Source organism: Microbacterium sp. NPDC060132, assembly GCF_042729675.1.
In the GTDB taxonomy this organism is placed as follows: Bacteria; Actinomycetota; Actinomycetes; order Actinomycetales; family Microbacteriaceae; genus Microbacterium; species Microbacterium sufflavum.
In genome coordinates, this window is the sequence record NZ_JBHWXU010000001.1 from 1776569 (window position 1) to 1800838 (window position 24270).

General features: G+C 71.7%; 26 protein-coding genes and 2 tRNA genes. 17 read left to right on the forward strand and 11 right to left on the reverse strand.

The window, feature by feature from the left end; genetic code table 11:
• Positions 1–80: 80 nt before the first annotated feature.
• The 6 genes from rhaI to ACFWCH_RS08685 are packed head-to-tail and all read right to left on the reverse strand — an operon-like array spanning position 81 to position 6352.
• Entirely contained in the window at positions 81–1247 is a 1167-nt protein-coding gene (gene rhaI, locus ACFWCH_RS08660; RefSeq protein WP_136028674.1) for an L-rhamnose isomerase, read from the reverse strand.
• Positions 1244–1627 (reverse strand): L-rhamnose mutarotase, encoded by a 384-nt coding sequence (locus tag ACFWCH_RS08665; protein ID WP_136028675.1) that lies wholly within the window; start codon positions 1625–1627, stop codon positions 1244–1246. The genes rhaI and ACFWCH_RS08665 overlap by 4 nt, the downstream gene beginning before the upstream one ends.
• Positions 1628–1681: 54 nt before the next feature.
• Entirely contained in the window at positions 1682–2716 is a 1035-nt protein-coding gene (gene rhaS, locus ACFWCH_RS08670) for a rhamnose ABC transporter substrate-binding protein (protein WP_378803364.1), read from the reverse strand.
• Positions 2713–3822, reverse strand: coding sequence for an ABC transporter permease (locus ACFWCH_RS08675; RefSeq protein WP_247638343.1), 1110 nt, complete (start codon positions 3820–3822; stop codon positions 2713–2715). The genes rhaS and ACFWCH_RS08675 overlap by 4 nt, the downstream gene beginning before the upstream one ends.
• Complete coding sequence (locus ACFWCH_RS08680) at positions 3819–4838, reverse strand: ABC transporter permease (protein WP_206251788.1); 1020 nt, start codon at positions 4836–4838, stop codon at positions 3819–3821. The genes ACFWCH_RS08675 and ACFWCH_RS08680 overlap by 4 nt, the downstream gene beginning before the upstream one ends.
• Entirely contained in the window at positions 4835–6352 is a 1518-nt protein-coding gene (locus tag ACFWCH_RS08685) for a sugar ABC transporter ATP-binding protein (protein ID WP_378803365.1), read from the reverse strand. The genes ACFWCH_RS08680 and ACFWCH_RS08685 overlap by 4 nt, the downstream gene beginning before the upstream one ends.
• A 147-nt stretch (positions 6353–6499) precedes the next feature.
• On the opposite strand from ACFWCH_RS08685, the gene ACFWCH_RS08690 reads away from it, so the two are divergent.
• Positions 6500–7504, forward strand: a complete 1005-nt coding sequence (locus ACFWCH_RS08690; protein WP_247638345.1) for a LacI family DNA-binding transcriptional regulator — start codon at positions 6500–6502, stop codon at positions 7502–7504.
• 17 nt (positions 7505–7521) lie between these two features.
• Here the strand turns inward: ACFWCH_RS08690 and ACFWCH_RS08695 are convergent, their stop codons facing one another.
• Positions 7522–8226 (reverse strand): potassium channel family protein, encoded by a 705-nt coding sequence (locus ACFWCH_RS08695; protein WP_136028680.1) that lies wholly within the window; start codon positions 8224–8226, stop codon positions 7522–7524.
• Positions 8227–8384: 158 nt separating this feature from the next.
• On the opposite strand from ACFWCH_RS08695, the gene ACFWCH_RS08700 reads away from it, so the two are divergent.
• A tRNA-Ser gene (locus ACFWCH_RS08700) sits at positions 8385–8476 on the forward strand.
• 94 nt (positions 8477–8570) lie between these two features.
• Here ACFWCH_RS08700 and ACFWCH_RS08705 read toward each other — a convergent pair.
• A complete protein-coding gene (locus ACFWCH_RS08705; protein ID WP_247638346.1) occupies positions 8571–9089 on the reverse strand; it encodes a hypothetical protein in 519 nt (172 codons plus the stop codon).
• Between the two features lie 177 nt (positions 9090–9266).
• Here ACFWCH_RS08705 and ACFWCH_RS08710 point away from each other — a divergent pair, with 177 nt between their 5' ends.
• The 9 genes from ACFWCH_RS08710 (at position 9267) to ACFWCH_RS08750 (ending at position 16162) form a co-directional block, all read left to right on the forward strand.
• Positions 9267–10130 (forward strand): GyrI-like domain-containing protein, encoded by an 864-nt coding sequence (locus tag ACFWCH_RS08710; protein WP_378803366.1) that lies wholly within the window; start codon positions 9267–9269, stop codon positions 10128–10130.
• A gap of 96 nt (positions 10131–10226) precedes the next feature.
• On the forward strand, positions 10227–10862 hold the full coding sequence (locus ACFWCH_RS08715; RefSeq protein WP_378803367.1) for a GyrI-like domain-containing protein: 636 nt from the start codon (positions 10227–10229) through the stop codon (positions 10860–10862).
• Between the two features lie 67 nt (positions 10863–10929).
• Complete coding sequence (locus ACFWCH_RS08720; RefSeq protein ID WP_136035603.1) at positions 10930–11733, forward strand: DUF1206 domain-containing protein; 804 nt, start codon at positions 10930–10932, stop codon at positions 11731–11733.
• Positions 11734–11781: 48 nt separating this feature from the next.
• A complete protein-coding gene (locus tag ACFWCH_RS08725) occupies positions 11782–13089 on the forward strand; it encodes an aminotransferase class V-fold PLP-dependent enzyme (RefSeq protein WP_378803368.1) in 1308 nt (435 codons plus the stop codon).
• Positions 13086–13520 (forward strand): Fe-S cluster assembly sulfur transfer protein SufU, encoded by a 435-nt coding sequence (gene sufU, locus ACFWCH_RS08730; protein WP_136028966.1) that lies wholly within the window; start codon positions 13086–13088, stop codon positions 13518–13520. The genes ACFWCH_RS08725 and sufU overlap by 4 nt, the downstream gene beginning before the upstream one ends.
• A gap of 58 nt (positions 13521–13578) precedes the next feature.
• Entirely contained in the window at positions 13579–14220 is a 642-nt protein-coding gene (locus ACFWCH_RS08735; RefSeq protein ID WP_136028968.1) for an NADPH-dependent F420 reductase, read from the forward strand.
• A gap of 79 nt (positions 14221–14299) precedes the next feature.
• Complete coding sequence (locus ACFWCH_RS08740; protein ID WP_136028970.1) at positions 14300–14962, forward strand: GntR family transcriptional regulator; 663 nt, start codon at positions 14300–14302, stop codon at positions 14960–14962.
• Positions 14963–15056: 94 nt separating this feature from the next.
• Positions 15057–15302: a hypothetical protein gene (locus ACFWCH_RS08745; protein ID WP_136028972.1), complete on the forward strand. Its 246-nt coding sequence runs from the start codon at positions 15057–15059 to the stop codon at positions 15300–15302.
• A gap of 8 nt (positions 15303–15310) precedes the next feature.
• Positions 15311–16162 (forward strand): hypothetical protein, encoded by an 852-nt coding sequence (locus ACFWCH_RS08750; RefSeq protein ID WP_240745301.1) that lies wholly within the window; start codon positions 15311–15313, stop codon positions 16160–16162.
• An 8-nt stretch (positions 16163–16170) separates the two neighbouring features.
• Here the strand turns inward: ACFWCH_RS08750 and ACFWCH_RS08755 are convergent, their stop codons facing one another.
• Complete coding sequence (locus ACFWCH_RS08755; RefSeq protein WP_378803369.1) at positions 16171–17010, reverse strand: SDR family NAD(P)-dependent oxidoreductase; 840 nt, start codon at positions 17008–17010, stop codon at positions 16171–16173.
• A gap of 133 nt (positions 17011–17143) precedes the next feature.
• On the opposite strand from ACFWCH_RS08755, the gene ACFWCH_RS08760 reads away from it, so the two are divergent.
• Positions 17144–17728, forward strand: a complete 585-nt coding sequence (locus ACFWCH_RS08760; protein ID WP_136028978.1) for an asparagine synthase — start codon at positions 17144–17146, stop codon at positions 17726–17728.
• A gap of 64 nt (positions 17729–17792) precedes the next feature.
• Positions 17793–17865, forward strand: a tRNA-Arg gene (locus ACFWCH_RS08765).
• Between the two features lie 71 nt (positions 17866–17936).
• Here ACFWCH_RS08765 and ACFWCH_RS08770 read toward each other — a convergent pair.
• A complete protein-coding gene (locus ACFWCH_RS08770; RefSeq protein WP_372490570.1) occupies positions 17937–18881 on the reverse strand; it encodes a LysR family transcriptional regulator in 945 nt (314 codons plus the stop codon).
• A gap of 71 nt (positions 18882–18952) precedes the next feature.
• On the opposite strand from ACFWCH_RS08770, the gene ACFWCH_RS08775 reads away from it, so the two are divergent.
• Positions 18953–20683, forward strand: coding sequence for an L-aspartate oxidase (locus ACFWCH_RS08775; protein WP_247638351.1), 1731 nt, complete (start codon positions 18953–18955; stop codon positions 20681–20683).
• A 63-nt stretch (positions 20684–20746) separates the two neighbouring features.
• Here ACFWCH_RS08775 and ACFWCH_RS08780 read toward each other — a convergent pair whose 3' ends face one another.
• Positions 20747–21106, reverse strand: coding sequence for a hypothetical protein (locus ACFWCH_RS08780; RefSeq protein WP_136045091.1), 360 nt, complete (start codon positions 21104–21106; stop codon positions 20747–20749).
• Between the two features lie 148 nt (positions 21107–21254).
• Here ACFWCH_RS08780 and ACFWCH_RS08785 point away from each other — a divergent pair, with 148 nt between their 5' ends.
• The 3 genes from ACFWCH_RS08785 (at position 21255) to ACFWCH_RS08795 (ending at position 24261) form a co-directional block, all read left to right on the forward strand.
• Positions 21255–22751, forward strand: coding sequence for an L-serine ammonia-lyase, iron-sulfur-dependent, subunit alpha (locus ACFWCH_RS08785; RefSeq protein ID WP_247638352.1), 1497 nt, complete (start codon positions 21255–21257; stop codon positions 22749–22751).
• Between the two features lie 108 nt (positions 22752–22859).
• On the forward strand, positions 22860–23615 hold the full coding sequence (locus ACFWCH_RS08790) for an AAA family ATPase (RefSeq protein ID WP_378803370.1): 756 nt from the start codon (positions 22860–22862) through the stop codon (positions 23613–23615).
• 49 nt (positions 23616–23664) lie between these two features.
• Positions 23665–24261 (forward strand): TetR family transcriptional regulator, encoded by a 597-nt coding sequence (locus ACFWCH_RS08795; RefSeq protein ID WP_378803371.1) that lies wholly within the window; start codon positions 23665–23667, stop codon positions 24259–24261.
• The last annotated feature ends 9 nt before the right edge of the window (positions 24262–24270 follow it).

A 24270-nucleotide genomic window follows, 5' to 3' on the forward strand; every position in this document is an offset into this window, starting at 1 on the left:
CGCGCCGCGGCGGGAGGGCTTCTCGTCGGGGGAGGACATGCGTCGAGCATGGCAGACGAGCGACGGTTCGCGCCGGTGGGTCAGGCTCCCCAGCCGGCCTGCACGCCGCCCACGCGCTCCTCCGCGATGCGCTGCTGGTACCCGGACGCCGCGTAGGCGGCCATCGGGTCGGCCGGCAGGCCGCGCGACTCGCGCCACTCCGCGAGCGCCGGGCGCACGTCGGTCGAGAACGCGTCCATGAACACGGCGTTCGCCGTCAGCACGTCGCCCGAGCGCTGCGCGGCAGACAGCGCCTCGCGGTCCACCAGCAGGGCACGCGCGGTCATCTCCTGCACGTTCAGCACGGAACGGATCTGCCCGGGGATCTTGTCCTCGACGTTGTGGCACTGGTCCAGCATGAAGGCGACGTCGGGATTGTTCAGGCCGCCACCGCGGATCACCTCGAACAGGATGCGGAACAGCTGGAACGGGTCGGCCGCGCCGACGATGAGGTCGTCGTCGGCGTAGAAGCGGGAGTTGAAGTCGAACGAGCCGAGCTTGCCGAGCCGCAGCAGCTGCATCACGATGAACTCGATGTTCGTGCCCGGCGCGTGGTGACCGGTGTCGAGGCACACGAGGGCCTTGTCACCGAGCGCGCTCACCTGGGCGTACGACGTTCCCCAGTCCGGCACATCGGTGTGGTAGAACGCGGGCTCGAAGAATTTGTACTCGAGCACGAGCCGCTGGTCGTCGCCGAGGCGCGCGTAGATCTGCTGCAGCGAGTCGTGCAGGCGGTCCTGACGACCGCGCAGATCGGCCTGACCGGGGTAGTTGGAGCCCTCGGCGAGCCAGATCTTCAGGTCGCGGCTGCCCGTGGCGTCCATGACGTCGATGCACGCGAGGTGGTGGTCGATGGCCTTGCGGCGGATCGCGGCGTCCTCGTGCGTGAGCGCGCCGAACTTGTAGTCGTCGTCCTGGAAGGTGTTGGAGTTGACGGTGCCGAGCGTCACGCCGTGGTCTTCGGCGTGACGGCGCAGGTCGTCGAAGGAGTCGACCAGGTCCCACGGGATGTGCAGCGCCACGGTCGGCGCGAGGGCGGTGTGCGCGTGCACCTGGGCGGCGTCGGCGATCTTCTCGTAGGGGTCGCGCGGGGTGCCCGGCGTGCCGAACACCTTGAACCGGGTGCCGGAGTTGCCGAAGGCCCAGCTGGGCAGCTCGATGCTCTGCTTCTCGAGCGCGGCGAGGATGTCGGGGGTGAGGATGCTCACGATGCACGGCCTTCGGTGTCGGTGGTGGCGGAGGAGTCGGTGGCGCTCGCCGCGGCGAGCTGGTCTTCGAGGTGGAACACCTCGGTGAGGGAGGTGGCGGCCTGATCGGGGCGGCCGTCGAGGCCCACGAAGAAGCGGCTCATCTCGGCCTCCCACCGCGCGGCGACGGGCGACGCGGCGAGGTACGCCTGGGCCGCCCGGTCGTCGTCGGTCTCGTAGTAGCCGAAGAGCGTGCCGCCGGCGCCGAGGAAGAGGCTGTAGTCGCGTCGTCCGGCGGCGGCGATCTCCGCCAGCATCTCCGGCCGCACGGGGGAGTGCCTGGCCACGTACTCGTCGAGCAGCTCGGGGCGCACCTGGAGCTGGAAGGCCACGCGGGTCATGAGGGTCCTTTCGGTGTCCGGCCGGTGCCACGCGGCACCGGCCGGACGGGCGACTCAGAAGTCGAAGTCGCCGATGTTGTCGGCGTCGAACACGAACGGGTCGCCCAGCAGCACGACGCCGTCGGCGCCGACCGTGTACTCGCCGAGGTCGCCCGCGTCGAACGCGTCGCCTTCCTTGCCGGTGATGTCGCCGGCGATGAGGGCGTGGGCGGCGAACGCGGCGAGGTAGCCGAGGTCTTCCGGGTTCCACAGCGCGAACGACGTGACGGTGCCGTCCTCCACGTACTCGCGCATCTGGTTCGGGGTGCCGAGCCCGGTGAGGGCCACGGTGCCCTTGTAGTCGGACGTGGAGAGGTAGCGCGCGGCGGCCGCGATGCCGACCGTGGTGGGCGACACGATGCCCTTCAGGTCGGGGTGGCTCTGCAGCAGTGCCGCCGTCTTGTCGAAGGACGTCTGGTCGTCGTCGTCGCCGTACACGGTCTCGACGATCGTGATGTCGGGGTAGTCGCTCGCGACGTACTCCTTCATCAGTTCGATCCACGCGTTCTGGTTGGTCGCGTTGGCCGAGGCGGAGAGGATCGCGATCTCGCCCGCGCCGCCGATCTGCTCGGCGATCTGGTCGATCTGCACCTTCGCGATGCCTTCGGAGTCGGCCTGGTTGATGAACAGGTCGCGGCACTCGGTGTTGGTGTCGGAGTCGAACGTGACGACCTTGACACCCGCGTCGCGGGCCTCGTTCAGGGCGTCGCAGATGGCCTTGGGGTCGTTCGCCGAGACGACGAGCGCGCCGACGCCCTGCTGCGTGGCGGTGTTGATGTAGCTGACCTGGGCGTCGGGCGTGGCCTCGGCCGGTCCCACCTCGGAGAACGTGCCGCCGAACTCCTCGACGGCCTTCTTGCCGCCCTCGCTGGACGTGTCGAAGTACGGGTTGCCGAGGTTCTTGGGCAGGAAGGTGATCGAGGCGTCGCCGCCGCCTTCTCCGCCGCTGCCGCTGCCGCCGTCGCCGGATCCGGCGCAGCCGGTGAGGGCGACCGCCGCGGCCACCGCGAGGGCGGCGAAGGCGGTCACGCGCTTGCGTGCAAACGTCATTGTTCGTTCCTTTCGTCGGGGGATGCCGCGGTCGCGGCGTCCATCGGTGCCCCTGGCGCTGTGGTGCCGGCACCGGCGGGGGTTCTGCCCGGTCGGCGGCGTGCTTTCTGCAGCCAGGCCAGGACGCTTGCGGCCACCACCGAGATCACGAGGAGCGTGCCGGTGATGATGTTGATGACGTCGGAGGTGACGTTCACCAGGCGGAGCGCGCTCGCGAGCGCCCCGATGAGGAAGGCGGCGGCGATGACGCCGTAGATCTTGCCGCGACCGCCGAAGACGGACACCCCGCCGAGGACGACGGCGGCGATCACCTGGAGCTCGAGGCCGGTGGCGTTGTCGCCGCGGGCGCTGCCGTAGCGGAGCGTGTAGAAGATGCCGGCGAAGGCGGCGACCGCGCCGGAGAGCACGAAGAGCACGAGCTTGGTGCGCTCGACGTGCACGCCGGAGAAGTGCGCGGCGTCCTTCGACAGTCCCACCGCGTACACGCCGCGACCGAACGGGGTGAAGTGCAGCAGGACCGCGAACACGGCCACCAGCACCAGGAACGGGATGGTGATGACGGGGATAGGCGTGCCGGCGATCTTGGCTTTCGCGAGGTCGCTCCAGAACTCCGGGAAGTCGGTGACGGCGGCCGTGCCGAGCAGGCCCACCGCGAGGCCGCGGTAGAGCGCGAGCGTGCCGATCGTGACCGCGAGCGAGGGGAGCCCGACGACGGTCACCAGGAAGCCGTTGAACGCGCCGCCGACGATGCCGACCGCGAGCGCGGCGAGCGCGGCGACCTCGAACGGGAGGCCGCCCTGCACGAGCGCTCCGGTGACCACGCTGGACAGTCCGACCATGCTGCCGACCGAGAGGTCGATCTCGCCCGTGATCATGATCAGCGTCATCGGCAGCGCGATCAGCAGGATCGGGGCGATGTCGAGCAGCAGGTAGGTGAGGGTGATCGGCTGACCGAAGCCGCGGATGCTCGTGGCGGCCACGACGGCCACGACGATCAGCAGCCCGACGATCGCGGCCTCGCGCGTGAGGAGCAGCCGGCGCCACAGCGGCTTGTCGTAGTCGCGGATGACGCGGGCGCTCGCGGTGGTGGTGGTCGCGGTGGTCATGACTGGTCCCTCGCCTCGATGAGCCGCCGTCTCTGCCGGACCGCGAGCACGCGGTCGAGCACGATGGCGCCGATGATGAGCAGGCCGACGACGGCGCGCTGCCAGAAGTCGGGGATGCCGAGGATCGGCAGGGCACGGTTGATGGTGAGCAGCAGCACGGCTCCGATCGCCGCACCCCAGACCGAGCCGATGCCGCCCGTGATGGCGACGCCGCCGATCACCGCGGCGCCGACCGCGTCGAGCTCCCATCCGGCTCCGGCCTGGGAGTTGATGGTGCCGTAGCGTGCCGCGTAGAACACCCCGGCGAGCCCGGCGAGCGCACCCGACAGGACGAACGCGGTCAGCACGCGGCGCGTGACGCGCAGGCCGTACAGCTCGGCGGCTGCGGGGTCGGAGCCGATCGCGTAGAACTCCCGCCCGCCGCGCGTGTTCTTCAGGTACCAGGCGGCCGCGGCGAGCACGATCACCGCGACGACCGCGAGGATCGGGATGCCCAGGAGCTGTCCGGTGCCCAGCGCCAGGAAGTCGCGGGGGAGGTCGGAGGCGTTGACGCGGTCGCTGCCGGTCCACAGCACGTTGATGCCCCGGTAGGCGTAGAGCGTGCCGAGCGTGATGACCATGGCGGGCACCTTCGCGTAGGCGACGAGGGCGCCGTTGACGAGTCCGAGGAGGGCGCCGAGCACGACGGCGGCGATCACGACGAGCACGATGGGGATGCCGGGCACGTCGATGAAGAGCCGTCCGGTGAGGTAGGCCGTGAGGCCCATGACCGAGCCGACGGAGAGGTCGACGTTGCGGGTGATGAGCACGATGGCCTGACCGACCGCGACGAGCACGAGGATCGAGGGCGTGAGCAGCAGGTCGCGCCAGCCGTCGGCGCTGAACAGGAACTTCGGGTTGTTGAGGGTCGCGGCGGTGATCACGAGCACCAGGGCGAGCAGGATGCCGAACTCGCGCGCCCTGCCGATGCCGGAGATGCGCGTGGTGAGCGCGGAGACGGGGATGGCGGTGGTCACGAGGAGAGCTCCGATGCGTGCGTCGCGGCGAACATGACGTTCTCGGAGGTGGCCTCCGAGCGGGGGATCTCGGCGGTGATGCGGCCCTCGCGCATCACCAGCACCCGGTCGGCCATGCCGAGCACTTCGGGCAGCTCCGACGAGATCATGAGGATGCCCATGCCCTGGCCGGCGAGCTGGGAGAGCAGCCGGTGCACCTCGGACTTGGTGCCGACGTCGATGCCGCGGGTGGGCTCGTCGATCAGCAGCACCCCGGGCTGCGTCGCGAGCCACTTGGCCAGGACGACCTTCTGCTGGTTGCCGCCGGAGAGGGTGGCGGCGACCGTGTCGAGCGCGTGCGTCTTCACCTCGAGGCGCGAAGCCCACTCACGGGCGGCCCGGTTCTCCATCGCGGTCGTCAGCAGGCCGAGCCGGGCCAGACGCCGGCGGATCGCGAGGGTGATGTTGCCGCCCACGCCGGACTCGATCACGAGGCCCTGCTTGCGACGGTCCTCGGGGACGAGCGCGAGTCCCGCCCGCATGGCGTCGACGGGGCGCCGCGGCGAGATGCGCCGGCCGGTCATGCGGACCGTGCCCTCGCGGTAGCCGTCCACGCCGAACACGGCCCGGGCGACCTCGCTGCGTCCCGCGCCGACGAGCCCGGCGAGTCCGACGATCTCGCCCGCGCGCACGGTGAAGGAGATGTCGTGGAAGAGCCCGGGGCTGGTGAGGCCCTCCACCTCGAGCAGCGGTTCGCCGATCGCGGCCTCCTGCTTGGGGAACAGCTCGGCGACCTCGCGTCCCACCATCTGGCGCACGAGCTCGTCGACCGTGGTGTCGGCCACGGCGGAGGTGGCGATGTACGCGCCGTCACGCATCACGGTGACGGTGTCGCAGAGGGCGAACACCTCGTCGAAGCGGTGCGAGATGAAGATGAGGCCGCGCCCCTCGTCGCGCAGGCTGCGCGCGATCGCGAACAGGCGCTCGACCTCCACGCCGGACAGGGCGGCGGTGGGCTCGTCCATGATGAGCAGTGCCGCGTCGAGGGAGACGGCCTTGGCGATCTCGATCACCTGCTGGTCGGCGATCGAGAGCCCCTCCGCGGGGCGGTCGGGGTCGATGGTGACGCCGAGGCGGGTGAAGAGCCGCTCGACCTCGTGCCGCATGGCCTTCCGGTCGATGCGGCCGAAGCGTCCGAGGGGCTGGCGGCCCATGAAGATGTTCTCGGTCACCGACAGGTCGGGGAAGAGCGTCGGCTCCTGGTAGATGACGGCGACACCGGCTGCCTTGGACTGGGCGGTGGAGGTGAAGTCCACGTCGGCCCCGTTCAGGCGGAACGTTCCGGCGTCGCGCTGGTAGAGGCCGGCGACGATCTTCACGAGCGTGGACTTCCCGGCACCGTTCTCGCCGACGAGCGCGTGGATGGAGCCGGGGTCGACCGTGATCGTGCCGGAGCGCAGGGCGATCACCGAGCCGAAGGCCTTCTGGACGCCGGCGAGCTCGAGCACGGGCGCCGTCGCGGGTGAGGACATCATTTCTCTCTCCATTGAGGGAATGAATCGTTTCAAACCCTGTCGGAGATGAGATTAGGCGATGTGTTGACTGCTGTCAAGACGGCATGAGAGTGTGAGTCCCGAGCGGAATGTGAGTCGTTTCACACGCCGGAGGACGGGAGGTCGCGGATGGCGGTCAGCGTGCGCGAGGTCGCGGAGGACGCGGGTGTCTCGGTCGGCACGGTGTCGAACGTCCTCAACCGGCCGGAGAAGGTGGCCGCCGAGACGGTGGCCAGGGTCCAGGCGTCGATCGATCGGCTCGGCTTCGTGCGCAACGACGCGGCCAGGCAGCTCCGCGCCGGACGCAGCCGCACCATCGGACTGGTCGTGCTCGACATCCGCAACCCCTTCTTCGCTGAGGTGATCCGCGGCGCCGAGGAGCGCGCCGATCAGCACGGGCTCTCGGTGCTGGTGGCCAACAGCGACGAGAAGCAGGAGCGCGAGGCCATGCACCTCGACCTGTTCGAGGAGCAGCGGGTGACGGGCGTGCTGGTGACGCCCGTGGCCGAGTCGCTGCCGCGCCTGGCGCGCATGCACGAGCGCGGCACGCACGCGGTGCTCGTCGACCGGGAGTCGCAGGACGAGCGCTTCGCCTCGGTCGCCGTCGACGACGTGGAGGGCGGCCGGATCGCCATGGAGCATCTGCTCGCGGTCGGCCGTCGGCGGATCGCCTTCGTCGGGGGGCCCGTGTCACTGCGGCAGGTGTCCGACCGGCTCAGCGGGGCACAGGCCGCGGCCGCCGACGCCGGGGTCGCCCTGGAGTTCCTCGCGACCGCCGCTCTCACGGTCGAGGAGGGGAGGCAGGCGGGGTCGCGGATCCTCGGCCGCGCCCCGGCGGATCGTCCGGATGCCGTGTTCGCGGCGAACGACCTCGTCGCGCTCGGCCTGCTGCAGAGCCTCGTGATGACCGGAGACGCCCGGGTGCCCGACGACATCGCGATCATCGGCTACGACGACATCGACTTCGCCGCGGCCGCCGTGATCCCGCTCAGCTCGGTGCGTCAGCCCGCCGCCCTGATCGGCTCCACCGCGGTCGATCTGCTGCTGCAGGGTCAGGGGGAGCGGGCGCCGGAGCCCGAGCACGTGCTGTTCCGCCCCGAGCTGGTGGCGCGGCGCTCCACGACCGGCGCGTGACCCCGCCGCCGATGCCGTCAGGCTGAGGCCGACGACCGGTGCTGGGCGCTCGCGCCGCGCATGATGCGGGCGACCGCCGTGATCAGGAACAGCTGCCCCGTGATGCCCTCGGCCACCGCGACGGCCTGCATGCCGGCGCCCCGGGGGATGAGGTTGCCGTAGCCGGTCGTGGTGAGGGCGGTGAAGGAGAAGAACAGCTGATCGCCGAGCGAGTCGGTCTCCGCTCCGATGAAGAGCGGTTGCGACAGGAACTGCGAGGCGAGGTTGTACGCGAAGGCGAAGAACATCCCCACCAGGATGTACGCCGTCACCGCGGCGAGCAGCGCCTCGATGTCGAGCCCGCGTCGCGTGACCTGATGCGCGATGATCGCCCACGGTGCGACGAGCAGTGCCACCATCGAGGCCGCGGACAGCCCGACGGCGAGGGCGGGACTGCCGGTGCCGAAGAAGGTCGCCAGCAGGGCCGCCGCGCCCGCGGTGGACAGCACGACCCACGTCACCCGCTGCACGAGCGCACGGGCGCCCGTCACGCGGAACACGATCGCGACCGTCGCGAGCATGACCAGGAACGCCCACGGGCTCGGGTCGGCGCTCGGCTGCGCGGCGCACAGGCCGTACGAGACGCCCAAGAGCAGCAGCACGATCGCGTAGCCGACCGCCCGGTAGCTCCAGGCGCTGTCCTCGGTGCCCAGGGAAGCGCCGACGTGCGGGTGCGGATTCATGGCGATCCTCTCCGTCGCGGTGGTGTGACTCCCGCGCGCGGCCAGTATCCCAGGCGGTCGCGCGCGAGTCGGGAGGCGCGGCCGTGGCCGCGGTTCGTCAGGGCGCGTCGAACCCGTTACACTGGTCGAGTGCATCCGCGCTCTCGGGCCGGATGCCTGGAGACGTCGCATAGTCCGGCCTAGTGCACCACCCTGCTAAGGTGGAGTCCCCTTACGGGGACCAGGGGTTCAAATCCCCTCGTCTCCGCCAGTTCTTCCCCCGCGAACCGCGATCACGGTACGGCGCTCGATCTCGAGCGATCGCGCAACACGAGTCGCCTGCGGTCCGCCCGTGCGGTCGCCGCTCAGTGGCGCGGGAACGGTGCCGAGGAGCGCAGGTGCGCGGCGCCGAGCGGGTCGCACACGGTGGACTCGTCGACCACGCCGAACCGGAGCAGGGCGGCGGGATCGGTCGAGGAGGGCGGCGTGCGATCGGGTCGCGCGGAGAGCAGCACGAAGTCCGCCGCGGTCCCCGTCAGGTGCAGCGACCCCGCCGGCAGGCAGTGCAGGGCGATGCGGATCGCGGTGAGGTCGCGGTCGACCGCAGCGTCCGTAATCGACCACGCCGTGAAGCGGTTGGCCGACGCGGAGCCCGTCCACTCCTGGCGCACCGCCCCGGTCACCCGCAGCAGGGCCGTCGTGCCGCGGAGCCGGGTCGACTGGCGCAGTTCCAGCAGCACCCCGACCACACCGGCCGGGATGTCGACGATCACGCGCGTGACCTGAGCGTCCACGAGAGCGAGGGCGTCGGCGAACGGATCCTCGGTGTCTGCGAGCGGCGGGAGGCCGGAGGGGACGCCGAAGAGGAGGTCTCTCACCTGCATGCCGACTCGCTCCCCGTGCTCCCCCAGAAACTCCGACGATACGGGATGCGTGTTCACAGTGCAGTCAAACGGGGTGTGAACGCTGCGGGGGAGCGGCGGCACACGACCGGAACGGACCAGAATGATCGGGTGCCGCACCCCGATGGACGGACACGCTGGTGGGGAAAGGAGGAACCCATGATCGGCACCCTCAACGCCCTGATCGACCGCGTCGAAGCCGCGCCAGACGAGGAGCTCGACGTCGCGGCCGTCGCGCGTGCGCACGGCACGACCGAGTACCACCTGCGGCGGATGTTCTCCGCCCTCGCGGGCATGCCCGTGTCGGAGTACGTGCGCCGTCGGCGGATGACGATCGCCGCCGCGGAACTGGTCGGCGGTGCGCCGAGCCTGCTCGACGTGGCCGTGCGGCACGGCTACGGCTCGGTCGAGGCGTTCGGCAGGGCGTTCCGCGCCGTGCACGGCATCGGTCCGGCCGAGGCGCGCCGTGACGGGGGTCCTCTCCGTACACAACCCACGCTCCGGTTCCGCCTGAGCGTCGAAGGGAGCACCCCGATGGACGTCACCATCACCCCCCGACCCGCCCTCCAGCTGGTCGGTCATGCCACGCAGGTCCCGCTGATCCACCGCGGCGAGAATCCGCACATCCAGCAGCACATCGCGGCCATCCCGTCCGAGGAGCACGCGCGGCTCAAGCGTCTGAACGACGCGGAGCCGTCGGGCATCCTCGCCGTGTCCGCCGACGTGGAGCCGGACGCGCCAGAGGGCACGCCGCTCACCTACCTCCACGGCGTCGCACTGGAGGAGACGACCCCGGTGCCGGAAGATCTCGATGTGCTGCGGCTCGACGCGGGCACCTGGGCCGTGTTCGCCGCCGACGGCCCGTTCCCGCAGACCCTGCAGGACCTGTGGGCGGCCACCGCGACCGAGTGGTTCCCGTCGAACCCGTGGCGACTGCGCCCCGGTCCGTCGATGGTGCGGTACCGCGAATTCCGTGGGGACACGGCCTCGTGCGAGCTGTGGCTGCCCGTGGAAGCGGAGTGAGTCACCGGGGCGGGGCGGCCGAGTCGTCCCGCCCCGGTGTCGGAGGCCCCTGGCACACTGTGCCGCACCCAGCAGTCCCACCCGGAGAGGCAGACGATGGCGGCCATCGACCCCAAGAAGACCCTCGACTCCTACCGCGCACGGCGCGGAGAGTTCCGCGTGCTGGAGGTGCCGCCGCTGCAGTACCTCATGATCGACGGCGCGGGAGACCCCAACACGTCGCCCGTGTATGGGCAGGCGGTGGCGGCGCTGTTCCCCCTGGCGTACACGCTCAAGTTCGCGAGCCGCGAAGAGCTCGGCATCGACACCGTCGTGATGCCGCTCGAGGGGCTGTGGCACGCCGCCGACATGGAGTCGTTCACGTCGCGCCGGGACAAGTCGCAGTGGGAGTGGACGCTGCTTCTCCTGGTGGGCGACCACGTGACCCCCGACCTCTTCGCGCGGGCGGTCGACACGGTCGAGGCGAAGAGCGCGACGAAGCGCGAGCCCCTGCCGGCCCTGCGCTCCGTGCGGCTAGAGACCCTGCACGAGGGGCTGTGCGTGCAGACGCTCCACGTCGGCCCCTTCGACGACGAGGCCCCGGTGCTCGATGAGCTGCACCACCGCTTCATCCCGGAGCACGGACTGCGCATGACCGGTCGGCACCACGAGGTGTACCTGAGCGACATCCGCCGCACCGACCCCGCGAAACTCCGTACGATCCTGCGGCAGCCGGTCGCGCGGGTCGAGTGAGTTCACCGCGGGCGCGGACGAAAGCAACCCCCTCTTCGGCTCGGATGCCGAGCGATACGCTTCCCCCATGAGCAGCGTGAAGCATGCGGCGCGCGCGGCGAAGGACTCGACCGCGTTCCGGAGGACCGCCCGTGTCGGCTTCGTCGTGCTGGGGCTCATCCACGTCGTGATCGGCGCGATCGCCCTCAGCATCGCGGTGGGCGGTTCGGGCGACGCCGACCAGGACGGGGCGATGGAGCGCATCCGCGACAACCCCATCGGCGGGTTGCTGTTGCTGTCGATCGCGGTGGGCCTCATCGCGCTCGCCGCCTGGCAGATCGCCAGCGCCTTCCTCGCCGCCGACCCCGCGGAGACGAAGAAGTGGGGCCGCCGTATCAAGCTCGCCGGGATCTCGGGCTCCTATCTCGTGGTCGCGGTCCTCGCGACCATCTACGCGGTGGGCGGTCGTGCTGAGTCGGAGGACGCGTCGCGCACGCTCAGCGAGATCGTGCTGTCGGCGCCCGGTGGCGTGGCGCTGCTGGTGATCCTCGGCCTGTCGGTGGTCGGCGTGGGCCTCGGCTTCATCGGCAGCGGCATCACGCGGTCGTTCGAGAAGCTGATCGAGCTGCCGACCGGCGCGGGGCGCGCGGGCATCGTGGTGCTCGGGGTGGCGGGCTACCTCGGCAAGGGCGTCGCGGTCGCCGTGACGGGGGTGCTTTTCGTGGTCGCCGCGGTCACCCAGGACCCGGAGAAGGCGGCGGGACTGGATGCGGCGCTGCACAGCCTGCTCGCGCTGCCGCTGGGCGGGCTGGTGCTCGGCGCGGTGGGGGTGGGGTTCGCCCTGTACGGCGTGTTCTGCATGGCCAGGGCCCGGCTCGCGCGCATGTCGTAGCCCCAGACCCCCGCGCCGGCCGCGTCCGGGAGATGGGAGACTGGAACGATGAACGCTTCTCCCGGAGTCGACGTGATCGCACCGCTGACCGAGACCGAGGTGCAGCGGATCCGCGGGGACTTCCCGATCCTGCGCGCGCAGGTGAACGGCCATCCGCTGGTGTACCTCGACTCCGGCGCGACGTCGCAGCGACCGGACGCCGTGCTCGACGCCGAGCGCGACTACGCGACCACGATGAACGCCGCGGTGCACCGGGGTGCGCACACGCTGGCGGCCGAGGCGACCGAGCTGTTCGAGGATGCGCGGGCCGCCGTCGCCCGCTTCGTCGGTGCCGACGACGACGAGATCGTATGGACCTCGAACGCGACCGAGGCGATCAACCTCGTCGCCTACTCCCTCTCGAATGCCTCGCTCGGACGCGGCGGCACGGCCGCGGAGCGCCTGCGCCTCCGCGAGGGAGACGAGATCGTCACCACCGAGATGGAGCACCACGCCAACCTCATCCCGTGGCAGGAGCTCGCGGCGCGCACGGGCGCCACGCTGCGGGTGATCCCGCTCGACGACGACGGCGCCCTCCGGCTCGACGTGGCCGCCGAGCTCGTCACCGAGCGCACGAAACTGATCGCCTTCACGCACGTGTCCAACGTGCTCGGCGTGATCAACCCGGTCGACGAGCTGGTCGCGCTCGCCCGCGGGGTCGGTGCCCTGACGCTGCTCGACGCGTGCCAGTCCGCCCCGCACCTGCCGCTCGACGTGCGGGCGCTGGGCGTGGACTTCGCGGTGCTCTCCGGCCACAAGATGCTGGGGCCGACGGGCATCGGTGCGCTGTACGGCCGGCGCGAGGTGCTGGCCGCGATGCCCCCGTTCCTCACGGGCGGCTCGATGATCACGACCGTCACCACGACCGAGGCCGAGTACCTGCCGCCGCCGCAGCGCTTCGAGGCGGGCACGCAGCGGGTGTCGCAGGCGATCGCGCTCGCCGCGGCGGTCGGCTACCTGGACGAGGTGGGCATGTCGCGCATCGCCGCGCACGAGGCCGCCTTCGGCCGGCGCCTGGTGGACGGGCTCCGCGCGATCGACGGCGTGCGCGTGCTCGGAGCCGGCATCGATCTGCCGCGCGTGGGACTCGCGAGCTTCGACGTGGCGGGCATCCACGCGCACGACGTCGGACAGTTCCTCGACGACCTGGGCATCGCGGTGCGTGTCGGGCACCACTGCGCGCAGCCGCTGCACCGGCGGCTCGGGGTCACGTCGTCGACCAGGGCCAGCACGTACCTGTACACGACCGAGGCCGAGGTCGACGCCGTGATCGCGGGTGTCGCCGGGGCGATCGACTTCTTCCGGAGGGGCGCATGAGCGACCTGCAGAGCCTGTACCAGGAACTGATCCTCGACCACTCGCGCACGCCGCACGGCTACGGGCTGCGCGACGAGATCCCGGCGCAGTCGCACCAGCTCAACCCGACGTGCGGTGACGAGATCACCCTGCAGGTGCACCGGGGCGACGACGGGACGATCGATGCCATCGCGTGGGAGGGGCACGGCTGCGCGATCTCGCAGGCGTCCGCGTCGCTGCTGGCCGAGCTCGCCGAGGGGCTCAGCGTGCCGGAGCTCGAGGTGCGCATCGCGGCGTTCCGCGACGCCATGCGCTCGCGCGGCACGATCGCACCCGACGAGGAGCTGCTCGGCGACGCGGCCGCGCTCGGCGGGGTCTCGAAGTACGTCGCGCGCGTGAAGTGCGCGATGCTCGCGTGGGTGGCGACCGAGGACGCACTGACGCGCCTGTGAGCCGTCCCCGATGACCGATTCACGGGAATAGAGTCGCCCGCTCGGCGTTGGGCCGAACATGACTACTCTCGGAATCATCGGTGCAGGCAACATCGGCAGCCAGGTCGCGCGCGTCGCGGTGGCGAACGGCTACGACGTGGTGATCGCGAACTCGCGCGGCCCGGAGACGCTGGCCGACCTCGTCGCGGAGCTGGGGCCGAAGGCGCGGGCGGCGACCGCGGAGGAGGCGGCGGCGGCCGCCGACGTGGCGGTGGTCACCGTGCCGCTGCACGCGATCGACCAGCTGCCGACCGAGCAGCTGGCGGGCAAGATCGTGCTCGACACCAACAACTACTACTTCGAGCGTGACGGTCACATCGAGGCTCTCGACCGGGGCGAGACGACCACGTCCGAGCTGCTGCAGCAGCAGCTGCCGACCTCGAAGATCGCCAAGGCGTTCAACCACATCTACGCGAGCGACATCACGACCGGCGGCACCCCGGCCGGCACCCCGGACCGTCGCGCGCTGGCGACCGCGGGTGACGACGCCGAGGCGGTGGCGTTCGTCACCCGGTTCTACGACCAGGCGGGCTTCGACACCGTGAACATCGGCCCGCTGAGCGAGTCGTGGCGGGTCGAGCGCGACCGTCCCGCGTACGTCACGCGCCAGAACGCCGAGGAGCTGACGGCGAACCTGGCGAAGGCGAACCGCCTGCCCTGAGTCGCCGCGGGCGAGCCCGTCCACCCCGGCTGGGATACCAAAAGTTGAGGAACCCCGGCCGGGGTGGGACAATGCCCGGATGGCGGGGGCTATGGGGGCGGGCGGCGAGCTCGAGTCGGTCAGGGTCACGAGGATCCTGCGCGACGACATCGTGCTGGGCCGGCGACCCCCCGGCGCCCGGCTCGTGGAACGCGACATCGCGGCCGAGCTGCACGTCTCGCGGCTTCCCGTCCGCGAGGCCATCCGTACCCTGGTCGCGGAGGGCGTCGTGACCGCTCGACCGCGTTCGTGGGCGGTGGTGCGGGAGTTCACGCACGACGACATCCGCGCGTTCGCCGAGGTGCGAGAGGCCATCGAGACCCTCATCTTCGTGTTCGCGGCGGAGCGTCACGACGAGGTCGGCCTCGCCCGGCTGCGTCACACGTATGAGCGGGAGGCGGCGGCGGCCCGAGACGGTGACGCGGAGACCGCGCGCCGCACGGCCGCCGAGTTCCACGAGGTCGCGGTGGACCTGGCCGGGAACGAGATGCTCGGCGAGCTCATCGCGGTGTTCCTCACCCGGCTGCGCTGGCTGTTCGGGCAGCACGACGACCTGGTCGCGATGGCCGAGGAGCACCGGGTGATCCTGGAAGCCGTCGCCGCGCGCGACGTCGAACGGCTGCGCACGCTTCTGCCCGCGCACCTGGCCAGCGGGCAGGCGGCCGCCGAGCGGCGGCTGTTCCGCGCCGACGTCGCACTCTGATCCGTCGCGCGACCGGCCCACGAAGCGCGGGACCGCGGCTGTATATTGGTGCGGTCGGAACCGGTCCGGTCACTGTCGCTGTCTGGGGAGCGGGATGCGCCGTCTTGCTGTCGTCATCGGGGGCCTGCTGCTGCTGGGCGGTGCCGCGCTCGTGGTCGTCGCCGATCAGGAGCGCGCCGCCTCCGTCGCCGCGGTGAAGGCGGAGATCGCGCGCGTCGAGGATGCGCTGGAGGCGTCGCGCGGAGACAACCTGGAGCTGGCCGCGCAGCTCACGGCCCTGCGCGCCCAGATCGCGGAGCAGGATGCGAAGATCGCCGACACCACGGGGTTCCTGAAGTGATCCGGCGCGTGCTCGCGGTCACCCTGTCTGCCGCCGTGCTGCTCGCCGTCGGCGTGCTCGCCCGCGCCGACGCACTGGAGCACGAGCGGCTCGACGCGATCGCCGAACTGCGCGCCCTCACCGGGCAGTACCGCGATGCCACCCAGCGCACCGACTATCTGGCCGCCTCGATCGAAGGCGCCGAGCAGACGACGTCCGATCGGGCAGCGGTGCTGGAGGTGCGCCCGGCGTTCCTCACCGAGCTCGCGGCGCTGAACACCGCCCTGCAGGGCGCCGACGGCAAGGTCGACACGGCCACGCATCGCGCTTCGGCGCTGTCGGTGCAGCAGACCGTGCTCGCCGAAGACGACGACCCCGCCACGGTGGTCGCGGCCACGGCCACGATCCATGCGATCACGGCCAAGATCGGCACCGAGGTCGCGTCGTGGCAGGCGTCGCAGAACCCGGGCCCGGGCGGCCCCGCCTGGAGCACGAGCGGGCCGGACGGCTACGCGCGCGTGCGCGCCGCCCTCGACCGCGTGGGCGGTGGCGGCGTGGGGCTGTACGAGTCGTCGTCGTGCGCCGGCGGCAACGCCCCCGCGTGCGCGAACAGCAACGGGTACATCAAGTACCGCGCCGACATCGCGGGCTGGAGCACCGGCCGCCTGAACTGGGCGATGGCGCACGAGCTGGCGCACATCTATCAGTTCCGCGTGTGGGGCGCCCTCACCTCGTCGGGCTCCTACGGGGCGCTGTTCGGCAACGACCCGGAGTTCCTCGCCAACTGCATGGCCGTGGTGCGCGGCTTCCCCGGATCGGTGGGCTGCAACGGCGAGCAGCAGGCCTGGGCGTCGGGCATCTGGGTGGGCGCGGTGCGCTGAGGCTCCGCTCAGTCGACCGGGGTCCTGGTGTCGATCGCGGCACGCAGCGGCCGGCGCAGGGCCCGCCAGTAGGCGGTGGGGGCGAGCCGCACGAGCGCGTCGATCAGTCGTGCCTCCCGTCCGACCATCGTGCGGGCGGCTCGGCGCTCGGTGGCGCGGACGATGCGCGCAGCCGCGTCGGCGGGGTCGGTGTGGTACATCGCGGCCTGCGCGGCGGCGGCGCGGGCGGCCACCGCGGGGTCGATCGCGGCGGCGTACCGCCCGTGCAGGATGATCCCGGTGCGCACGCCCGCCGGGTAGACCGCGCCGACCGAGACGGTCGTGCCCTCGAGCTCGTGGCGCAGCGCCTCGGAGAAGCCGCGGACGGCGAACTTGCTCAGCGCGTACGGGATGCGGCCGGCGGGAGCGGCCAGGGCGTACACGCTCGCCAGGTGCGTGATGTGGGCGCCCGGCGCGGCACGGAGCGACGGCAGCAGGGCCTTGGTGATCGACACCGTGCCCCAGAGGTTCACGTCGGTCAGCCAGCGCATCTCCTCCATGGTCAGCTGGTCGAGGTCGCCGAGCATGGACGAGCCGGCGCACGTGATCAGGGCGGTGATCCGCGGATGCACGGCGGCGATCTGCGCGGCGGTCGCGAAGACCGCGTCGTCGTCGCGGAGGTCGACCACGTGCGTCGTGACGGTGGTGCCGGCCAGCTCGGTCGCGAGGGCGTCGAGCGCGGCACGGTCGTGGTCGAGGAGGGCCAGGTGCACGCCGCGGGGAGCGAGCAGCCTCGCGATCTCGGCCCCCATGCCGTTCGCGGCGCCCGTGATGACGGTGGTGCTGCCGACCAGGTCGAGATGCTTCATCGCCGCCTCCCTGCGCGTGCGATCCGGGCGGTCGCCGACCGATGTCGGACGCCTGCGAGATGCTGGATGCCGAACCATTCTGGCCGAGACCGGGCCGCATCGATACCGGTACGCTCGTGGAGAGGAGGTGCCGGTGGGACGGACTGCGGATGCCATCGCCGAAGGCGTCGCGATCGCGACGGCCGCCGCGCGCCTCGCCGTGAAGAACCACATCCTCATCGGCACCATCGCAGAGGGCGGCGTGTTCGATCTCGACCGCTACGTCGACGACGCGCGCGAGGCCCTGCGCGCGATGGCCGAGGAGTCGGAGGAGGCGGCGGCCACCGTCACGGCGCTGCGCAAGCGGGCCAGGGGGCGGCACTCCGATCCGGTCGGCACGCACGACTACCGCGACCGCGATGTGCGCAACCTCCGTCGCCGCGCGAAGCAGTCGACCGGGGTGGCCCAGCGGCTGCGGGAGATGATGGACGACCGGCAGCAGCTCGAGGCGATCGTCGAGGAGGCGAGGGCCGCGGCATGGGCCGACGTCCGCCACAACCTCGACCGGCGGCTGCGCGTGGAGGGCATGCGACCGGAGCAGGACCCCGACTACGCGCGGATGCGCGAGGCCCGGATGCAGGCGCTGCGCCTGGTGGACCTGCAGGCGCTGTCGTCGGCGCAGCGGGCGAAGGAGAAGCGCCGCAAGAAGCAGGAGAAGGCGGCGGCGAAGGGCGACTGACCCCTCGTTTCGCTTTCGTCTCGCGACTGTTGTAGGCTGTTCTACGGCCCGCTGAGCGGGCTGGGCGCCCGTAGCTCAATGGATAGAGCATCTGACTACGGATCAGAAGGTTAGGGGTTCGAGTCCCTTCGGGCGCACACTGTGTTGAGACAGTGACGTAACGGCCTCCGCTTCGGCGGGGGCCGTTTCTGCATCCCGGACGGATGTCTCAGTCCGTGTCGAGCAGGCTCGTGATCGCGGGGTCGCGGCGGGCGACGTCGGACGCCGTGGTCAGGATGACCTGCCGCATGGCGGCGACCGCGACGGCGGGGCTGACGTCGGACCGGTGGGCCAGGCTGACGGTGCGGGTCATGGCGGGGTGGGCGAGCCGCACGGACCGCAACGTCGGCCGGTCGAACAGGACCATCGCGGGCACCACGGCGACGCCGAGCCCTCGTTCGACGAAGCGCAGCACGGAGTCCATCTCGCCGCCCTCCAGCACCAGGTTCGGCGTGAGGTCGGCGGCGCGGAAGGCGGCATCGGTCGTGGCCCGCAGCTCGTAGCTCTCGTCGAACGCGATGAGCGGCAGGGTCGCCAGGTGGCTGAGCGGGATCGCGGGGGTGCGGGCGACCGGCGGGCGGGCGGCCGAGGAGACCACGACCAGTTCCTCCGCGAGCAACGGCGTGCGGGTGAGGCTGACCCCGGCCGGCGGCGGACCGTCGGACTGGGTGATGAGGGCCATGTCGACGGCGCCGACCGCGAGCTGCTCGACCAGGAGGCGGGAGCCGCCCTCGATCAGGTGCAGGTCGACCTCGGGGTAGGAGTCGTGGAACGAGCTGAGGGCTTCGGCGACGAGGCTGATGCACAGCGTGGGCGGTGCCCCGAGCCGCACACGGCCGCGCCGGAGCCCCGCGAGTTCGCCCATCTCGTCGCGGATGGCGTCGGCTTCGGCGAGCATGCGCTGGGCGCGGGGGAGCAGTGTCTCCCCGGCCGCCGTCAGCGCGATGTGGCCACGGGCGCGGTGGAACAGCTCGGCGCCGAGCTCGCGTTCGAGCGTGGAGATCTGTCGGCTCAGCGACGGTTGGGCCAGGTGCAGGTGCTCGGAGGCGCGGGTGAAGTGTCCGAGGCGGGCGACTTCGACGAACCCGCGGAGTTGCTCGAGGTTCATGGCCATAGCCTACCCGTATGGTTTCCACTCGAACTATGCATTGGAGTTATTAGGTTGTCCTAACTAGCGTCGAGACCATGACTGCACCCGAACGACAGATCTCCACCACGGTCCTCGTGATCGGCACCGGCGGCTCCGGCCTGCGGGCGGCGATCGAGGTCGCCGAACACGGCGTCGACGTGCTCGCCGTGGGCAAACGCCCCCGTCAGGACGCCCACACCTCCCTCGCGGCGGGCGGCATCAACGCGGCCCTCGGCACGATGGACGCCGACGACAGCTGGCAGCAGCACGCCGCCGACACCATCAAGGAGAGCTACCTCCTGGCCAACCCGCACACCGTCGAGGTGGTGACGCGCGGCGCCGAGCGCGGCATCCGCGACCTCGAGCGCTGGGGCATGGACTTCGCCCGCGAGGACGACGGTCGCATCTCCCAGCGGTTCTTCGGCGCGCACACCTACCGTCGCACCGCGTTCTCGGGCGACTACACGGGGCTCGAGATCCAGCGCACCCTGGTCCGCAGGGCCGAGCAGCTCGACGTCCCGATCCTCGACAACGTCTACATCACCCGCCTGCTCGTGCGCGACAACGTCGTGTTCGGCGCGTACGGCTTCGACCAGGCCGACGGCACCCGCTATCTCATCCACGCCGACGCCGTGATCCTCGCGGCCGGAGGCCACAACCGCATCTGGCGGCGCACCTCCTCCCGACGCGACGAGAACACGGGCGACTCCTTCCGGCTCGCCGTCGACGCGGGCGCGCGACTGCGCGATCCCGAGCTCGTGCAGTTCCACCCCTCCGGCATCATCGAGCCGGAGAACGCGGCAGGGACGCTCATCTCGGAGGCGGCGCGCGGCGAGGGCGGCATCCTGCGCAACGCGCTCGGCGAGCGATTCATGGAGCGCTACGACCCCGAGCGGAAGGAGCTCTCCACGCGCGACCGCGTCGCGCTCGCCGCGTACACCGAGATCCAGGAGGGGCGCGGCACCGAGAACGGCGGCGTGTGGCTCGACGTGTCGCACCTGCCGCGCGAGACGATCATGACCCGGCTGCCGCGCGTCTACCAGACGATGATGGAGCTGCAGATGCTCGACATCACGACCGACCCGATCGAGATCGCCCCCACCGCGCACTATTCGATGGGCGGCGTCTGGGTGCGGTCCGAGGACCACGGCACCGATGTCGAGGGCCTCTACGCGATCGGCGAGGCGTCGAGCGGGCTGCACGGTGCGAACCGGCTGGGCGGCAACTCGCTGATCGAGCTGCTCGTGTACGGGCGGATCGTCGGTCAGGCGGCGATGGCGCACGCCGCGGGGCTCGACGCCCAGCGGCGGTCGGCGGGGGCGGTCGCGGCGGCCCGCGCCGAGATCGACGACCTGCTCGCGGCCGAGGGGCGCGAGAACGTGCGCGCCCTGCAGCGCGCGATCCGCAACCTCATGACCGAGTACGCCGGAGTGGTGCGCTCGGAGGAGGGGCTGCGGGCCGGGCTCGCCGATCTCGACCTGATCGAAGGGCGCATGGAGGACATCGGCATCCACCCGGACATCGCCGGGTTCCAGGACCTCGCCCACGCGTTCGATCTGAAGGCCTCCGCGCTCGCCGCCCGTGCCACGCTGGAGGCGGCGCGGGAACGGCGCGAGACGCGTGGCTGCCACAACCGCAGCGACTACCCCGACACCGATCCGACGCTGCAGGTCAACCTGGTGTGGTCGCCCGCGACCGGCGTCACCCGCGAGGAGATCCCGCCCGTCCCCGCCGAGATCGCCGAGCTGATGCGCGACGTCGACACCGCCGGGAAGCTCGTGGAGTAACCCTCTGGCCCGTCGCTCCTCCCGTCGTTCGTCAGAGCGATCCAGGGAGGAGCGACGGGGGCGTCACTGCCCCGAGGGGTCGTTCTCGCCGACCTGGGGCTGTCCGATCACGCCGATGCCGACCGCCTCGTGGTCGGGTTCGGGGTCGCCCTTCCGCTCCGGTGCCTTCGGCTCCTGGCCCGGGGCCTTCTCGGTGCTCGGCTCTTCGAGCTCCTCCGTGCTCGGCACCTCGGACGGGTCGGCGTCCTCCGGCGACTCGGCCTCCGGCGGAGTGCTCGCCTCGCCCTCGTCCGCGTCGGCGGTGGGGGCGTGCGTGGTCTGGCCCTCCGACGCCGGGGTCGGGGTGGGCGTCTGCGCCTCGGCCGAGAGCTCGTCCGTGGACTCCGGCTCGGGGGCTTCGGGTTCGGGAGTGCTGGTGGTCATGATCGTCCCTTCCTGCGCTGTCGTGCCTCCAGCGTGCCCCGCCGAGCGGCCGAGCTGAAGGGGCTTGACGGGCGGGCGGCCGGGTCCCCGACGCGCTCGGGTTAACCACGATGAACCGAGATGCCGGAACCCGGCGTAGCCTGGAGGGGTGACTGCGTACGTCTCGGCCTTCGACCTGTTCTCCATCGGAGTGGGGCCGTCGAGCTCGCACACCGTCGGCCCCATGCGCGCGGCCGTCGACTTCGCGCAGCGGCTCACGGCGTCGGGCGAGCTGGGCCGCGTCACCCGCGTCGGCTGCACGCTGTACGGCTCCCTGGGCGCGACCGGCATCGGCCACGGCACGCCCGACGCGGTGGTCGCCGGGCTCCGCGGCCTCCGCCCCGAGACGTGCGACCCGGCCGCCGTGCGGGCCGCGTGGCAGGAGTTCCCCGACGGCGCCGCCCTGCGCCTCGGCAGGGTCCACGACGTGGCGTTCGCGAAGGACGACATCGTGTTCGCGCCGCGCACGCGTCTGCCCGGTCACCCCAACGCCATGACCCTGACCGCCACCGCCGCGGACGGCGCCGTGGTGGCCGAGGACACCTACTACTCCATCGGCGGCGGGTTCATCCGGCGCGACGGCGAAGCGGCGAAGATCTCGACGGGCGCGTTCCCCTACCCGTACGCCGATGCCGCGTCGCTCCTGGCGCTGTGCGACGAGGAGGGCCTGTCGATCGCGGAGGTCGCGCGCCGCAACGAGATGGCGCTGCGCAGCGAAGCGGAGGTGGCGGCCGGGCTCGACGCCATCTGGGACGCGATGTCGGGGTGCGTCGATGCGGGGCTGCACGCCGACGGTGTGCTGCCGGGGATCCTCAAGGTCAAGCGACGGGCGGGCACGATCCGCGGCCAGCTCGAGGCGGTCGAGGCCGAGGGGCACCGCGAGCTCCCGGGCGAGTGGCTCGGGGCGTTCGCGCTCGCGGTGAACGAGGAGAACGCGGCGGGCGGCCGCGTCGTGACGGCACCGACGAACGGCGCCGCGGGGATCCTTCCGGCCGTGGCGATGTACTGGTGGCGGTTCCTGGCGGACTCCGGCCTCGGCGCCGGCAACGCCGTCACCCCGTACGGCGAGCTCGTCGGCAGCGCACTGCTGGGCTTCGAGGGCACGCCGCCGCCGGTCACCGCGGCCGAGGAACGCGAAGACCCGGCGGTCGCCGAGGCCAACCGCCGCCGCGGCATCCGTCGCTTCCTGCTCACCGCGACCGCGCTCGGCTCGCTGTTCAAGGCCAATGCCTCCATCTCCGGCGCGGAGGGCGGGTGCCAGGCCGAGGTCGGCTCCGCGTGCGCGATGGCCGCCGGCGGGCTCACGGCTGTGATGGGCGGCACGAACCGGCAGATCGAGAACGCGGCCGAGATCGCCATGGAGCACCACCTCGGCCTCACGTGCGACCCGATCGGCGGGCTGGTGCAGATCCCGTGCATCGAACGGAACGCGATCGCCGCCTCGACCGCGGTGACCGCGGCCCGTCTCGCCCTGCGCGGTGACGGCAGCCACTACGTGTCGCTCGATGCCGTGGTCGAGACCATGCGCCAGACGGGGGCGGACATGTCGACCAAGTACAAGGAGACGAGCGAGGGCGGTCTCGCGGTCAACGTCATCGAGTGCTGAGCGGGCGGGTGTCGGAGCCGGTCGATAGCCTCGGAGCGGACGTCGACGCGCGGCCTGTCGGACCCGGCGGATACCCTCGTGGCGGGGCCGGAGAGCGGGAGGGTGCGGATGGACTCGTTCTGGGAGCCGACGTCCACACGGCGAAGGCAGCAGCCGGTCGTCTCGGTCCGGGCGTCCTCGGATGCCCCGCCCATCGATGGCCGCTGGCCCACGAGCATTCCCGCGGTGGCGCAAGTGCTGCTGGAGGGCATCGACCTCGACCCCGGTGTGACCTTCCTCGTCGGTGAGAACGGCAGCGGCAAGTCCACCCTGGTGGAGGGCATCGCGATCGCGTACGGCCTGTCGCCCGAGGGCGGCTCGCGGCAGGCGCGACACCGCACCAGGGCGACCGAGTCCGAGCTGTCGAGCTGGTTGCGGCTGCAGCGCGGTATCGGCGCCGATCGCTGGGGCTTCTTCCTCCGCGCCGAGACGATGCACTCCTTCTACACCTACCTGGAGGAGAACCCGTCGACGAGCGGCGCCGAGGTGTCGTTCCACGAGATGAGTCACGGCGAGTCGTTCCTGGCCGTGCTCGAGAGCCGGTTCGACGATCCCGGGTTCTACTGCCTGGACGAGCCGGAGGCCGCGCTGTCGTTCACGTCGACGCTGTCGCTGATGGCCGTGCTGCGGCGCATCGCCGACGAGGGAGGCCAGGTGCTGTGCGCGACGCACTCCCCGGTCCTCGCCGCTCTTCCGGGAGCGACGATCCTGGAGGTGGGGGAGTGGGGTCTGCGCCCGGCGGCCTGGGAAGACCTGGAGCTCGTGCGGCACTGGCGCTCGTTCCTCGGCGAGCCCGGCCGGTACCTGCGACACCTGCTGGACTGAGCCGCGTCCGGCGGGAGGCCGCCGTCGTGCGGGTCGTAGGCTGGCGGGCATGACCGAGCACACCGCACCCCGCCGACGCGGTCGCCCGCGCGGGGGGACGGACTCGCGCGAGCGCATCCTGGCGGCCGCGGTCGACGAGTTCGGCGAGCAGGGGTACGACGGCTCGACGGTCCGCTCGATCGCGGGGCGCGCCGGGGTGGACTCGGCACTCGTGCACCACTACTTCGGCACCAAGGCCGACCTCTTCGCGGAGGCGGTCGGGATACCGCTGCGACCCGACATCGACGTGCCCGGCATCGTCGCGGGGCCGCGCGACGAGGTGGGCGATCGGCTGGTGCGCTACGTGCTGGAGGCGTTCGAGCGCCCCGAGGTGCGGCGCCGCGGTGTCATGCTGATCCGCACGGCGCTCGGCAGCCGCGTCACCTCGCCGCTGCTCGCGGGCTTCCTGGCGCGCGAGCTGATCGGGCGCATCGCGAAGCTGCTGGCCGTTCCCGATGCGGAGCTGCGCGCGACGCTGGTGGCCTCGCAGATCGCGGGACTGATCGTGACGCGCTACGTCCTGGCGCTCGGGCCCCTCGCGGCGGCGGACATCGGCGACCTCGTGCACCGCGTCGGTCCCACGGTGCAGCGGTACCTGTTCGACTGAGACCGCGGC